Here is a 12,266-nt window from a genome sequence, read left to right on the forward strand (position 1 = left end):
TGAATGATCCTGGCTACATAGTTTGCAGGTGTTCCATTGGATTGAGGGAAGGGAATCCCATGACCGAGGTTTTGACGGCTGAGCTCGCGCAGGCTGCGGTGGAGCTGGCAGTCTCCCGCCTTGACGAGACGTACGACCTGGTCTTTGTCGATCGCGGCGACCGCCTGACCGACGAACAGGTCCAGAAGCTGATCGCCGGTGATGAAGAGGTCCTGGACGAGGACTGGTTGAGTGAGAACAAGTGGCACGGCGTGAACGCCGTCCTGGACACCATGCTGGATCAGGACGCCCGCGACTTCCTGGACGAACACGCAGCGCTGGACCAGGTGCGCGAGGCGATCGAAGAGCGCGACACGTCGGATCCGGTGCGCGACCTGATGCGTGGGACCGGATCGAAGCTGTTCCGCTACCGGCTCGACGCACAGGCCGCGTCGGGCGCGTGGCGGTTCTCCGACGAGGAGCTGAGCAGCGCCGCGCGCGTCCTGGCGGCGGCGGCCGGTGTCGACTTCTGGGACAACTGCGTGGCCCTTCGTGAGCTGGTGGCGAACGCCAGCTACGGCGGCGGTCTTCACATCCTGTGGCGCGGCGACATCAAGCCCGTGTACGACGCCGTGTGCAAGGTGCATTGGAACGATCCCGCACCGGAGATCACGCTCCAGTGGACCGATCCGGAGCTGCTTGTGCTCGACCAGTGGAACGGGTCCGGGCACACGGTGCGCGTGCGCGGCACCGTACGTCTGGCCTTCGACCCGGACCGCCTTTGCATCGACACCGCCCGCGGGCCGGGCGGCCACTCCTGGACGGATGTGGTCGGGGGCGGATACCAGCCCGAAGGTGACGAACCCGAGTTCATCGACCCGACTGCGTAAGGGGCGCGCCCGCCGTCCGGCCTACGCCGGGCGGCCGGCGGGAGCGCAGCGCCGCCGACGCCCCTCTTCTTTGCCGGACCTGACACTGTCACCGGCTGCGGCGCGTGCCGCGCCCCGCAGCCCCGCCCGCTTTCCGGAGGAACCCCATGCCCGCCGTACCCCGCGTGTTCGCCTTCTGTGTCCCCCGCGATGACCGCGACCTGCACCACCGCCTGATCGAGGAGCCGCCGCGCTACTCCAACGAATGGGTTCCGCCCGCTGGATCGGAGCTCCGGTGGGCCGACCGGATCGTGTTCGCCAGCACGAACGCGGACAGCCGGACCGGGCCAGGGGGATGGGCGGGGGCCGCGATCCGCTTCCGCGTCTACTCCGTGCTGTCTTTCGACGCGCAGTCACACCCGAGTGGTGTGCCGCTGGTCGGCGGCCACGACGACTTCGAGGCGAAGGGCGCCGAGCTCGGCGAGCTGGCCGAGGAGCTCCGCCTGTCCGTTCGTCACGCGACGCTGCGCCCGCTGCACCTGCCCGCCTGGATCCCGTTCGTCCTGCGCTGACCGCGCGGGGGTGGCGCACGTATTGAATGCAGGTGCGTGCCCACATAGTTTGCAGGTGTCCAGAGCGGGGGAGGCGAGCGGCCTCCCAGTCCGCGGCCGCGGCCGACCCGGCTCCATCGCGGAGTCCCCAGGGGTGCACCCCCGCCGCTCACTCCCACGCCCTGACCATCGAACCCGGCACGCAGGGTGCAGGGCGCAGTCCGCGCCGTCTTGGCCAGGCGCGGCTGAGCGCAGCCCCCGCCCGTGAAGGAGCCCCCTCTCATGCCTGTCTGTCTGGCGAAGCCTGCTGATGAGCCGCCCGTCTTCGACGGTTCGTCGTGCGAGGACTACGGATTCGTCCACCGCTACGGATCGCGCGACGAGATCACCGCCACCCTGTCGTGCCCGGACGAGGAGTGCCGCCGGCGCCGCGAGGCCGCGCGCCGGCCCGACCGCCGACCAGGCCCGTGCCAAGGAGGAGGAGGAGCGGGCGGCCGAGCACGCCGCGGCTTGCCCCGGCCCTAGTGCTGCCCGCCCTTCTGAGACCCATTTCCTGCTACGGCCGGGGGCGGCCCGTCAGCCCCTGATCCGAACCCCTCTGCCGTACCCGCTCGACCGCCCACCCTTGGTGCGCCCGGCCCACTGGCCGGGCGCACCCCACAACCGGAGGAACACCGATGCCCCCTACCACGCAACCCGCCCGGCGCTTCCACATGAGGATCGTCAACGGCGGAACCCCCGAACGCATCGACACCGCCGACGCGCTGCGCGAGATGAGCAACGCCCCGATGAAGCCGGGCAAGCGCGCGGTCCGCGAGGTGTCCGCCAACGGCCCTCATGCCCACATCGTCTACAACGACGTCCGGGGTCAGGTCGTCCTTCGCCCGGCCACCGCCGAGGAGGCCGCGGCCGACATCAAGCCCGAGGCGCAGCGGTTCGCCCCCGGGGACGCTGTCACCGTCCGCCCCGTCGTGTACTGCCACCGCACCCGCACGCACCGCGTGCTGCCGGAGTACGCGGGCACGGTCGTCAACTGGGCGAGTCCGCACTACAACGTGCGCTCTGCCGATGCCGACGAGCACGGCCACAGCGTCCGCCCCTGCCACGTCCACGAACTGCGCCCTGCCGAGGAGTTCACGGGCACCGCGCCGTGGTTCGAAAACCACCAGGGCGTGAGCGAGGCCCTGGCAGCGCTCCGGACGGAGGGCATCCCCCTCGCGTCCCTCAGCACCCAGCGCGGCGGCCCCTGCACGGACGGGGCGTTCGTGACCCCGGAGCCGGGCGAGGGAAACCCGGGCGTGCGGGTGGCGCACCTGCTGAACGGGTGGGCCGAGGAATCCGTCGCGGCCCGCCGCAACGCCACGCTGCGCGCCGAGGAGCGCACCGCCCGGAACACGGCGCTCGACAGCTACGCCGAGGCCTTCCGCGCGGTGGGCTGGAAGGTGATGCACGCCCAGGCGTCGACGACGAGGACCCGGTGCGTGCGCCACCTCGTGATCTGGCCGCCGGTCTCCGGCTGACCCTGCCCGGTGCCGTCCGGCGATCGGCCCGGGCGGTGCCCCTCAACTCCCGGCCGCGCCCGCGCCCCAGGCCGCCGACACGCCGACCCCGGCCGCCGACCGGCCCCCGTTGACCGTCCGCCGCAGGGGCGGAGGAGTAAGACAAAAAGAAGGGCAGCGGGAAGGGGGAGTGGGGGCGTCGGTCCGCTTCCCCCTTTCCCTTTTTCGCCTGTCTCTGTGCCGCTTCCTGGCCCGTGTGGACTGTCGTCCGGGAACGCCTTTCAATGTATTGAATGAGATGCCTCAACATCATAGTTTGCAGGTGTGGCGAGGGGGTGCGGAAAGCCCCCGCAGCGAACCCGCCGCATCACGTCGGGACTACACCGGGAGGCAGCAAATGCCCGTTTCTCTTCTGGGCCGCACGACCACCGTCAAGCCGGGCGACATCGTCCTCATGCGCATTGCCTACTCCGAGGTCGCCGTGCACATGCGCGTCGCGGGGAAGCTGATGCCCGTCCAAATCACCACCGGCGGCCGGTACCCGATGGCGCAGATCCTGGGCGACTACGCCCGCCCGTTCGGTGGCGCGGTCACCCTCGGCGAGGCCGGGCTCTACACCGACAGCGAGGGCGCGATCTACAGCGACGCCATCGTTGCCGCGCACGTCGCATGGGCGCCGACCGCGTCCCCGGGCATGTTCTACGTCTTCACCGACGAGGGCCGTGTCCCCAGCGGGTTCCGTCTCTTCGAGGAGGCCCGCGACACCGCCCGCCGCGTTGGCGGCGAGGTCCGCCACGCCGACAACCGCTACACGCCGCCCTTCTGGACCCGGTTCACGCCGGTCTCCCTGGACGCGGAGATCACCCACCGCTACGAGGCCCAGGGCCGCAACGCCGAGAGCCACGCCACCCTCACGTCCGAGAAGTGCACCGACTTGACCACCGACGAGCAGGCCATCGAAGCCGCCAAGCAGCTCGCCGCCGGATGGGGCTACGCCCAGGCCGCACGGGACGCGCACGTCCTGGACGACACCAGCACCGAGCCCTACCTCTTCGGTGGCCGAAAGATCCTCTGGAAGGGGTGACCCGCCAGGGCGGGGGGTCGGGGCCACTACCCCGGCCCCCCGCCGGACCGCCCCCCGCAGCCGGCCGACACCCACCCGGTATCCCCAGACACCCACGCCCCATGTCCCGGAGGACACATCCATGCCCACGCTCGCCGACACCCGCCTGATGCCGCTCGCGACCGCCGCCGCCGTCTACGAAGCCAACGGCGCGGACACCGATTTCATGCGGCAGTGGATAGGCGCGGGCACCACGCTCCGCCAGGTCGAATGGATGCGGGACTTCCGCGCCGCCGCCGAATCCGTCATGGAAGAGGGCTTCGCCGCCCTGAGCGTCGCCCGCTCGCTCGCCGCGACCCTCGCCGCCGCCACGGAACGTGACGGCGAGACCGAGTTCCCCAGGCTCGCCCGTGTTGCCCTGGACGCCCTGACGGCCATCCACGCCGATCTCACCGCCCCGGACTACGACCCGCACGAGGGGCCGCACCTGGTGCTCCTCCTCGCCCTGGAGGACACGTGCGAGGGGTACGGCGTGATCATCCCGGCAGAGCGCACCACGTGCGCCACGCACCGCGCCCACGCCGTCGAGTGCTGCGCCTGACCCCACCTTGGGGCGCGGCACCCTTGCCGCGCCCCACCCCACCCCCAGCCCCACCGGAAGGAATCCCCATGCCCCGTATTCAGCCCGACCCCGAGCGCGCCGCCGAGTTGGCCGTGGAGTTGTTCGACACCGAAGCCCGCGGCCACACCGGCACCCAGGCCCTGCACTTCATCAACAACGGCGGCCGGTCCCGGCTGACGCTCTTCCTCGGCTTCGACACCAAGGGCCGCGTCACCACCCCGCTCGCGCCGACCATGCACCGCCGCATCAGCGAGGACCTGATCGACGTCGCCCACGACTACGCCCGCGCCGCGTTCGGACGCCGCGCCGACTGGCCCACCCGCTTCACCGTCGCCCGCCCCGTCGTTCCCGCCGCGCCGGGCAGGCCCCAGCCCATGCCCTGCCCCAATACCGAATGCAAGAAGACCGGCACCCTCGCGTTCACCGGACACGGCGCCTACGTCTGCCGGGCCTGCGCGTACGCACTCCTCGACCCGGCCACCGCCTACCCCGACGTGGACCTGTCCGACGGCAAGGCGTTCGTCGCGCTGGAGTACCAGGGAAACGTCCTGCACCTGGTCGTCCCCCGCCGGCGCGAGGCCAGCGCCAACGCCCCGGCCGTCAGCTTCCCGCGCAAGGAGGCGTGATGGCGCGCGAGGCCGCCTACGTCGCCCGGCCCACGCCAGGCGGCGCCACGCACGACCTCCAGCCCGGATGGTCCTACGCGAACATCACCGACGCCCGCACGAAGTGCGGCGTCAAGGGACCGTTCGTCATCGAGTCCCTGCGCAGCGGCAGCCCTCTCTCGGTCACCTGCCCGAAGTGCGCAGCCGCCGGCTGAACCCGCCCCCGCGCCCCAGCTCCCGCCTCGAACACCGCCCTGCCACCTCAGCCATCCGGAAGGACACCCCGTGACCCGCCCGCAGACCGACTCCGAGCGCCCCACCGCCGCGACGTGGTGGTTTGTCGAGACCCGCTCGGGCACACAGATGCTCACCCTCTGCCCGGACAGCTCCTACGCCCCCGTCAACGTCTGGGAGAACGGCTACCTGGTTCCCATCACGTGCCGGGAGCGATGCACCCCTGCCCAGCGTCCCGACATCCGCCGCGAAGTCGTCCCCGACTTCACCGCGTGCGGTGCTTCCTGCCCCGTCCCCGCCCAGCACCGCGTGTGGGATCTGCGGCTGCACCAGGAGGAGGCCCCGGCGCGACGGCAGCCGCGCCCGCTGCGCCTTCTCGCCGCCTGAAGTTCCCATGCACCGCCCCGGCCGCCGGTATGACCGCCTGGCCTGAACCGTTGTGGGGCGCGGCGTCCCTGCCGCGCCCCGCCCCCGCCCAGTGGAAGGACTCTCCTATGACCCGCCCGCACACCGATCCCGCCCGTCCCGCCGACCTCGCGTCATGGGCGAAGATGCTGCGCGCTCAGCGTGCCGCCGCGCAGGGGGTGGCGCGACTCGTCGCCGACACTGTGCTCGTCCACTTCCCCGAGGCCGCCTATCTCGTCCTGTGGATCGACTATGACCGTGATCTCGCCACGGACCTCTTCCCCGAGAGCATCCGTGACGCCCAGGGCCAGATCCTGACGGACTTCGACAGTTCCCGGCTGCCGTCCCTGCCCGCCACGGACCCGCTCCGCGCCCGGTGGGGCAGCTACGACCCCACCGACGTCGTCCAGGTCCGCCACGTCCTGCGGACCCTGCGCTTGAGCGGGGGAGAGTTCGATAACTTCCCCGAGGACCTGCGCCGTGACGGCGACGACGAGGGCTACATCCCGTGCCTGCTGCTGTCCTCCCAGGCCCGCCCCGATCGGTGGGACGGGTGGGACGCCGAGGACGACGACGACCGTGAACGCCTCCTGCGCCCCTACAGCGCGCCGCGCCCGTCCTCCGGCGCCGCCGGCCCGGAGGCGTGAGAGGGCCCGCGCCGCTCCCGGGGTGTGGCCACGCCGCGCTCCGGGAGCGGCGCGGACCCACCCCGGGATTCCCGGCCGTCGGGGAAGGCCTGGCGTCCGGTCGCCGGTCGCGGGGGGTGTGTGGGCCCGTGCGGCTCCCGTCTCTCCGGGCCGGTGGCCCATGGAGAACCGAATGACCGACCAGGAAGGCAGGACCAATGATGGAGATCACCAACGCCACCCGCGCCGCCGACGGCATCGCGGCGGGGGCGAGCGCCGACCCGTACCCGGTGGGCATGGCCTATGGCCCGCACCGCGTCACCAACTCGGGAGAGGATATCGAGCACACCGCCGGGGACGGCAGCGCGTACGGTGTCCGCGCTTTCGTGTGCGGGTGCTGCCACAAACGCGCCGTCCTTGCCGACTTCGCACACGGCCGCGTCACGTGCACTGACGAAGCCGAGGCGGAGTGGTCCCGCGAACGCGCTGATCATCTGCTGGACGACGTGACGTTCAGGGGTGCCACCGCGTACGTGTTCACCTCACCCGATGAGCATGAGAGCGGACAGCGCAAGATCCTTGTAGGCGGACATTTCGGATGGGTCTTGCAAGATTTTCGTGAACGGGTGACAGTCCGTCACGGATCATCCGAAGGCGACGCGTTTGCGGAGGAAGGGTAGGCCGGCGCGGCCGTAGGTCTGCCGTTTCAACATCTTGATTCGGTTGTTCTGGCCCTCGACCTGGCCAGAGCTCCATTCGAGGGTGACCCCGGCGTGGACGGCGGTCAGGTCGCGGGTGAGGCCGTCGGCGAAGGAGGCCAGTTCGGTGATGCCGCTGTCCTGCGCGGTGGCGATCCAGGAGTCAATTTTGTCCGCTCCCATCCGGTTGACCAGGACCTTTGCGAAGTCGGCAATCAGGTCGCCGGTCGCGGCCAGTTCGGGGCAGCGTTCGCGCAGCGCCTTGAGTTGCAGTTGGTCCTGTTCAGTGTGCTTGTCGGGGTGGGTGAGCAGGAGCCCGGCGACCTCGCGGGGCGTGGGGGCTGCCTTCTTGGTGGCTGTGGCTCCGCCTTCGCGCAGTCGGTGGACGAAGCGTCGGACCGTGCGTTCGCTGGTGAGGACGCCTCGGGCTTGGAGTTCGCGGTGGAGTAGGTCGGCGCGCGTGCAGCCCTCGGTGAAGCGACGCACCAGGTAGTCGGCGTGCCGGTCCAAGATGCCGTAGCGGCCGCTCGGGCCGTTGCCGAGCAGGTCCTCGGCGTCGTGGGCCTGCATGTACTTGCGCACTGTCTTGTAGTCCAGGTGCAGTTCGCGGGTGATACCTGTGATGGTCGCCCCGTGGTCCATCAGCGCGTGGACGGCTGCGTGCCGCTCTCGGGTGCGAGTGACCAGCTGAGATTCCGCTGGCGCGGTCAGTGGCGCGGCGCGCTCCTTCGGGGTGGCCGGGGCCGGGGTCCAGCCCCGGCGCAGACGCACGACTGTCTTGTCGACGGCCTGCCCGAGGTTGTGCCACAGGTGCCACCGATCGGCGACCTGCACCGCGTCGGGGGCAGCCTCGCGGGCGGCCTCGGCGTACGACCCACCGCGATCACGGCAAATGATCTCGGCGCCAGGATGGGCGCGCAGCCACTCCTTCACCACCTCCGCGGTCCGTCCGGGCAGCAGATCGATCACTCGGTGGGTCTCCAGATCGACCAGGCAGGTCCCGTAGCGATGACCGCGTCTGGTGGCGAAATCGTCGATCCCCAGCACGCGCGGGCATACCAGTACCGGCTCCGGCAGCATCATGACCAGGGAGATCAGCGCCACCCGGCTGATGGTGACCTGCAGCACCCGAGCCAGCCGAGCGCCGGCGCTGCCGGCCAGGGCCAGACCCACCGAGCCCAGCACGGCCAGCAGACCAGGTGTATAGCGGCCATATCGAACCGTCAGCCCGGCGACCTGCTCGACGAAGGTCCGTCGCGGGCAGGAATCCTCATCGCAAAACAGGCGACGCACCATCAACTCGATCACCACCGGCTGCCCACCGACAGCGCAGTCCTTGACCCGCCGCTGGTAGTGGCTGTGAACCCGAACGCTCTCCGCGCCACAGTCCGGACAGGACACGGAGACACCTTCCCGAGTGCGCGCGGTCACTCGCACCACGCCACCATCCCGCTGCACCCGCCCCACCTCTACCGGGCCAAGCTGCGGAAACACGATATCCAGCAAGTCAGCACACAGTACGGACGATGCCACCGCCGTGACGGACTGTCACCCGTTCACGAAAATCTTGCAAGACCCACCTGAACTGTCCGCTCACCCGGATGTCCCACTGTCCGTGGACAGAGCACGGCCGGCTCAGGACGGACACGTACGACCGTCCGACCTCGCGTGAAGTGCTCGCCCTCTGGCTGCGCGCGGGAGGCACCTTCAACTGGTACACGCGTGAGCTGCGCGTGACGTGCTTCGGTGCCGTGCACAGCGTCGAGCCGAGCGTCGAGGAGCCCCCTGCCGCCCACGGCCGCACGCGCGCCGGCGAACACGTGGCAGTGGGGGAGCTGAGCCCGGGCGACGCGTTCGTCACCCGCTGCGCGTTCACCGTCCTGGCCATTGCCGGGGGCACCTTCACCGCACTCGGCCACGACGGACGGACGATCACCCAGACGGTGCCGCAGGACACTCGCGTCCTACGCACCCGCCGCGCCCCCCAGCCCGGCACCGGATTCCAGCTCCCGGTGCCGGACGGCAGCAGCAGCGGCTACGCCGCGTTTCACGCCTCGGTGTTCGCCGACCCCCGCGTGACGGAGATCGCGATCGAGGCTCGCTACGTCTGCGAGCACAGCAAGGACGGTGGCCGCACCTGGACCAAGGACCCGCACCCCTGTGCGGTGGTGGCCGGTGGGCACGTCCAGGCCGAGGCCGCGTCCGCGCTGCTGTCCGGCTGCCTCGTGATCGCCGGGGGGCCGGTGCGCATCATTCGTGACCCGTACGGAACGCTCGCGCGCTGGGCGCTCGCCGAGGAGTCCGGCGGGGTCGGGAAGTACCCCGTGCGGAGCCGGAATGCGGAGAAGCCCGAGCAGTTTGGCGTGACCGGCTAACCCTGCGGCAGCCGCCCCGCTGACTGTCCGGGCGGGGTGGATGTACTCTCCCGGACTCTCTATTGAATGAATGCTCCGAGAAACATAGTTTGCAGGTGTCGGGCACGGTCGGCGGGTTCCCTCGCCGGCCGCGCCCCGGCACCTGCCCCGTCCAGAAGCAGCAGGTGCCCCGGGTGGTTCACCGCCAGCCCGGAACTCCTCAGGCGGCCCGCCGCGCCCGCACCGGACGCTGCCTCTGGCTCGCGATGCGCTCCTGCCGGTGGTCGCCTCGCTGCGCACGGGCCGCAACCCCATCCCACCGAGAGAGGCATTCATGAACCCAGCCACCCACCTGCCCGGCCTGACAGACGGCCAGGTCGCCCAGTACAACCTGAACGCCCAAGTGCACGGGCAGCAAACCGATTTCGACGGTGACTGGGTCGCGCCCGGCGTAGAGGTCGCTGGCATCATCGTGACCGTCCGCCTCAGCCGCGGAGACGATGGCAAGGCCCGGGTGCGGATCTCGGCCGACATTGACGAGGTGCCGGCCGGGCTGTTCGACGAGGACGGCCTGCTCGCGATGGAGCTGCTGGTCAACGGCGAACTGGAATGGGACCAGTGAGCGCGTTCGCCCCTGAACCGGTTGGGCTTGCCCGGCCCTACGTCCCGCCCCAGCCTGAGCCGCTTTGCTGCCCGCCGGTTGCCCGCTAGCTGCCTGGGCGATGTCTATTGAATAGAATCACTGGAGAACATAGTTTGCATGTATCGGGGCGGTTGGCCGGTTCCCCCGCCGACCGCGCCCCGGCCCCTGTCCCGTCCAGAAGCAGCACCCCGAGCAAGGGAGAGACTTGATGACCGAGACCACCAGCTACACCGCCGACGGGATCGCGGCCGGGAGGAGCACCTACCCGCATCCGAAGCCGGTCCTGGACACGGCATCGCTAGCCGAAGCGATCCGGGTGCAGGCTCGTACCTGGGTGACGGCCGCGTTCGGGCTCACGGTCCCCACCCCCGAGACGGTCGCCGCCGCGCCCGCCGAGACCATCGCCCAGTTCCTCGGCGAGGTGGCCGAACACGTCCACATCTGGGGCGTGGAGGCGGACGGCAACGCCGAACCGTGGGGCATCGCCCACCTGCTCAGCGCCCACGCCGACAGCCTGTACGCCGCTCACGGGCGCGGTGACGGCCACCTGCTGGGGGCCCTGTACTCGCTCATCGCCGCCCGCGCCCACGTGCGGGACGGCCACGAGGGCAAGTTCGCGCTGGACCCCTTCGCCGACGACCGGCGGCCCATCACCGAGACGGCGCTGATCGAAACCATCCGCATGCAGCTCACCACGTGGGTGCCCAACACGGTCGGGACCGTCGTGCAGATCCCCGCACGGTGGGAGATGCGCTGCGCGGCCGACCTGTCCGACATCATCGGGGAAGTGATGGGGGCCGCAGAAGCGAAGTACGGCGACATGGACGACGACGACAGCATCCGGGGCATGGCGCACCTGGCCAACGGCCGCGCCCACGGCCTGAAGGCCGGTTACGGCCACGGCGACGCCTACCTGTTCGCCGCTCTCGGCTCGCTCGTGCTGGCCGCCGTCGCCCTTGCCTGACCCGGACCGCCGATGGGCGTGTGGCCCGGGCGGCGGCGATCACCCCGCCCGGGCCACACGCCCCGGCCGAGCCGGTGCCGAAGCGAGAGCAATCCACCTGTCACCGCACACGAGGAGCACGATCCGATCATGGCCATGCACAGATTCCCCCACTCGTTGACCAGGACGGCCCCCGGCGGCGCCTGGCGTACGGGCGCCCTGTTGATCGAGTCACTGACGCGTCAGGGGCTGCACGTACGCGTCGTCAGGCCCTACAAGACGTCAGCGGAGGAGTACCTGGTCTGTACCGCTCCAGGCCGCGATGGGCGGAGGGTGTGGGTCGACGCGTACGACAGCGACGGACGCGGCGGCCACTACGACATCGGGCGCGACGTGCTGTGGTCCCTGAACGCGACCGTCATGGACGACAGGGGCACCCGGCACGTGTTCTGGGGGGACGACCACCCCCATATGCGGTCCGTGCAGCAGGCGGAGGCATGCGCGGTCGCGGTCGCCACGTTCTTCGGACTGCCCGTGGTCGAGCTCGGTAGCCCAGTCGCCGAACCCGGGGCCGCCACCGGCTGACCCCCGGCAGCGCACGCGACGGGCTCGGACCGCTGGATGCGCGGCCCGCCCCCGCCGCTGCGCCGATCCGGCGCGCTGGCGGGGCCTGAATCCGCTGGACTTCGCCCTGACCCAGACCCGGGAAGCTGCTGCGGCCTGATCCGCTCAACGCCGCGTGAACCGCCCTTCGGATCGGAAAAGAGGACCATGCCTCACTACTTCGTCACCGGCTACAGCGCCGCCGACACCCTGACCCGCACCCGGGTGATCCCGGCCCCCCAGGACCCTGCCGAGCGGGGCAGGCGTTTCGATGCGCTCCTGTACAGCCCGCAGGGCCAAGACGAGGGGATGCTCGCCTTCACCGTCGAGGCGGACGAGGAGGGTGCGGTTCTGGTGGAGGGGCGTAAGCGCCACACCGCGTGGCTCGCTGACTCCCGCCCCGAGCACCGCTGATCCCCCGGGGGGCGCGGCACAGCGCCGCGCTCCCGCCCCCGCCTTGAGGATCTTTGATATGCCGCCGGTGAGGCCGTCCGTCGTCTGTGCCGCGCGGCCATGGGTGAGGAGGTCAGGCCGGGCGACACGGTCACCGACCCCTCCGGGGCACCGGGCCA

The 12,266-nt window shown here is 70.8% G+C and carries 16 protein-coding genes; 15 read left to right on the forward strand and 1 reads right to left on the reverse strand.

Annotated features, from left to right (window positions below):
- The first annotated feature begins 59 nt into the window (after positions 1-59).
- The 10 genes from ACZ4VK_RS27160 to ACZ4VK_RS27205 all read left to right on the forward strand — a co-directional run bounded on the left by ACZ4VK_RS27160 (position 60) and on the right by ACZ4VK_RS27205 (position 7,133).
- Positions 60-869 (forward strand): hypothetical protein, encoded by an 810-nt coding sequence (locus ACZ4VK_RS27160; protein ID WP_468357207.1) that lies wholly within the window; start codon positions 60-62, stop codon positions 867-869.
- A 146-nt stretch (positions 870-1,015) separates the two neighbouring features.
- Positions 1,016-1,420: a hypothetical protein gene (locus ACZ4VK_RS27165; RefSeq protein ID WP_468357210.1), complete on the forward strand. Its 405-nt coding sequence runs from the start codon at positions 1,016-1,018 to the stop codon at positions 1,418-1,420.
- A gap of 656 nt (positions 1,421-2,076) precedes the next feature.
- Positions 2,077-2,919 carry a hypothetical protein gene (locus tag ACZ4VK_RS27170; RefSeq protein WP_468357213.1) on the forward strand — a complete coding sequence of 281 codons (843 nt, stop codon included), beginning with the start codon at positions 2,077-2,079 and terminating at the stop codon, positions 2,917-2,919.
- A gap of 376 nt (positions 2,920-3,295) precedes the next feature.
- Positions 3,296-3,982: a hypothetical protein gene (locus ACZ4VK_RS27175; RefSeq protein WP_468357216.1), complete on the forward strand. Its 687-nt coding sequence runs from the start codon at positions 3,296-3,298 to the stop codon at positions 3,980-3,982.
- A gap of 121 nt (positions 3,983-4,103) precedes the next feature.
- The gene (locus tag ACZ4VK_RS27180; RefSeq protein WP_468357219.1) at positions 4,104-4,562 is read left to right on the forward strand and encodes a hypothetical protein; all 459 of its coding nucleotides are present in this window, start codon (positions 4,104-4,106) and stop codon (positions 4,560-4,562) included.
- A gap of 68 nt (positions 4,563-4,630) precedes the next feature.
- Positions 4,631-5,209: a hypothetical protein gene (locus ACZ4VK_RS27185; RefSeq protein ID WP_468357222.1), complete on the forward strand. Its 579-nt coding sequence runs from the start codon at positions 4,631-4,633 to the stop codon at positions 5,207-5,209.
- Positions 5,209-5,403 (forward strand): hypothetical protein, encoded by a 195-nt coding sequence (locus ACZ4VK_RS27190; protein WP_468357224.1) that lies wholly within the window; start codon positions 5,209-5,211, stop codon positions 5,401-5,403. The genes ACZ4VK_RS27185 and ACZ4VK_RS27190 overlap by 1 nt, the downstream gene beginning before the upstream one ends.
- Positions 5,404-5,473: 70 nt before the next feature.
- The gene (locus tag ACZ4VK_RS27195; RefSeq protein WP_468357227.1) at positions 5,474-5,809 is read left to right on the forward strand and encodes a hypothetical protein; all 336 of its coding nucleotides are present in this window, start codon (positions 5,474-5,476) and stop codon (positions 5,807-5,809) included.
- A 107-nt stretch (positions 5,810-5,916) separates the two neighbouring features.
- Positions 5,917-6,474, forward strand: a complete 558-nt coding sequence (locus tag ACZ4VK_RS27200) for a hypothetical protein (protein WP_468357230.1) — start codon at positions 5,917-5,919, stop codon at positions 6,472-6,474.
- Positions 6,475-6,671: 197 nt separating this feature from the next.
- Positions 6,672-7,133 carry a hypothetical protein gene (locus ACZ4VK_RS27205; protein WP_468357233.1) on the forward strand — a complete coding sequence of 154 codons (462 nt, stop codon included), beginning with the start codon at positions 6,672-6,674 and terminating at the stop codon, positions 7,131-7,133.
- On the opposite strand, the gene ACZ4VK_RS27210 is transcribed toward ACZ4VK_RS27205, so the two are convergent.
- Positions 7,098-8,657 carry an ISL3 family transposase gene (locus ACZ4VK_RS27210; protein WP_468357236.1) on the reverse strand — a complete coding sequence of 520 codons (1,560 nt, stop codon included), beginning with the start codon at positions 8,655-8,657 and terminating at the stop codon, positions 7,098-7,100. The genes ACZ4VK_RS27205 and ACZ4VK_RS27210 overlap by 36 nt on opposite strands.
- Positions 8,658-8,752: 95 nt before the next feature.
- Between ACZ4VK_RS27210 and ACZ4VK_RS27215 the strand changes: the two genes are divergently transcribed.
- From ACZ4VK_RS27215 to ACZ4VK_RS27235, 5 genes are all read left to right on the forward strand, one after another.
- On the forward strand, positions 8,753-9,526 hold the full coding sequence (locus ACZ4VK_RS27215; RefSeq protein WP_468357239.1) for a hypothetical protein: 774 nt from the start codon (positions 8,753-8,755) through the stop codon (positions 9,524-9,526).
- A gap of 313 nt (positions 9,527-9,839) precedes the next feature.
- Positions 9,840-10,127, forward strand: coding sequence for a hypothetical protein (locus ACZ4VK_RS27220; RefSeq protein ID WP_468357242.1), 288 nt, complete (start codon positions 9,840-9,842; stop codon positions 10,125-10,127).
- A gap of 229 nt (positions 10,128-10,356) precedes the next feature.
- Positions 10,357-11,112 carry a hypothetical protein gene (locus ACZ4VK_RS27225; RefSeq protein WP_468357245.1) on the forward strand — a complete coding sequence of 252 codons (756 nt, stop codon included), beginning with the start codon at positions 10,357-10,359 and terminating at the stop codon, positions 11,110-11,112.
- A gap of 129 nt (positions 11,113-11,241) precedes the next feature.
- Positions 11,242-11,676, forward strand: coding sequence for a hypothetical protein (locus tag ACZ4VK_RS27230; RefSeq protein WP_468357248.1), 435 nt, complete (start codon positions 11,242-11,244; stop codon positions 11,674-11,676).
- Between the two features lie 186 nt (positions 11,677-11,862).
- Positions 11,863-12,108 (forward strand): hypothetical protein, encoded by a 246-nt coding sequence (locus tag ACZ4VK_RS27235; protein WP_468357251.1) that lies wholly within the window; start codon positions 11,863-11,865, stop codon positions 12,106-12,108.
- The last annotated feature ends 158 nt before the right edge of the window (positions 12,109-12,266 follow it).

The sequence above is a fragment of the Streptomyces sp. NPDC028711 genome (assembly GCF_055565415.1).

What these genes read in the sequence shown, in the direction of transcription:
- ACZ4VK_RS27160 (WP_468357207.1), top strand. Translation starts at nt 60, where the DNA reads ATGACCGAGGTTTTGACGGCTGAGCTCGCGCAGGCTGCGGTGGAGCTG.
- ACZ4VK_RS27165 (WP_468357210.1), top strand. Translation starts at nt 1,016, where the DNA reads ATGCCCGCCGTACCCCGCGTGTTCGCCTTCTGTGTCCCCCGCGATGAC.
- ACZ4VK_RS27170 (WP_468357213.1), top strand. Translation starts at nt 2,077, where the DNA reads ATGCCCCCTACCACGCAACCCGCCCGGCGCTTCCACATGAGGATCGTC.
- ACZ4VK_RS27175 (WP_468357216.1), top strand. Translation starts at nt 3,296, where the DNA reads ATGCCCGTTTCTCTTCTGGGCCGCACGACCACCGTCAAGCCGGGCGAC.
- ACZ4VK_RS27180 (WP_468357219.1), top strand. Translation starts at nt 4,104, where the DNA reads ATGCCCACGCTCGCCGACACCCGCCTGATGCCGCTCGCGACCGCCGCC.
- ACZ4VK_RS27185 (WP_468357222.1), top strand. Translation starts at nt 4,631, where the DNA reads ATGCCCCGTATTCAGCCCGACCCCGAGCGCGCCGCCGAGTTGGCCGTG.
- ACZ4VK_RS27190 (WP_468357224.1), top strand. Translation starts at nt 5,209, where the DNA reads ATGGCGCGCGAGGCCGCCTACGTCGCCCGGCCCACGCCAGGCGGCGCC.
- ACZ4VK_RS27200 (WP_468357230.1), top strand. Translation starts at nt 5,917, where the DNA reads ATGACCCGCCCGCACACCGATCCCGCCCGTCCCGCCGACCTCGCGTCA.
- ACZ4VK_RS27205 (WP_468357233.1), top strand. Translation starts at nt 6,672, where the DNA reads ATGATGGAGATCACCAACGCCACCCGCGCCGCCGACGGCATCGCGGCG.
- ACZ4VK_RS27215 (WP_468357239.1), top strand. Translation starts at nt 8,753, where the DNA reads ATGTCCCACTGTCCGTGGACAGAGCACGGCCGGCTCAGGACGGACACG.
- ACZ4VK_RS27220 (WP_468357242.1), top strand. Translation starts at nt 9,840, where the DNA reads ATGAACCCAGCCACCCACCTGCCCGGCCTGACAGACGGCCAGGTCGCC.
- ACZ4VK_RS27225 (WP_468357245.1), top strand. Translation starts at nt 10,357, where the DNA reads ATGACCGAGACCACCAGCTACACCGCCGACGGGATCGCGGCCGGGAGG.
- ACZ4VK_RS27230 (WP_468357248.1), top strand. Translation starts at nt 11,242, where the DNA reads ATGGCCATGCACAGATTCCCCCACTCGTTGACCAGGACGGCCCCCGGC.
- ACZ4VK_RS27235 (WP_468357251.1), top strand. Translation starts at nt 11,863, where the DNA reads ATGCCTCACTACTTCGTCACCGGCTACAGCGCCGCCGACACCCTGACC.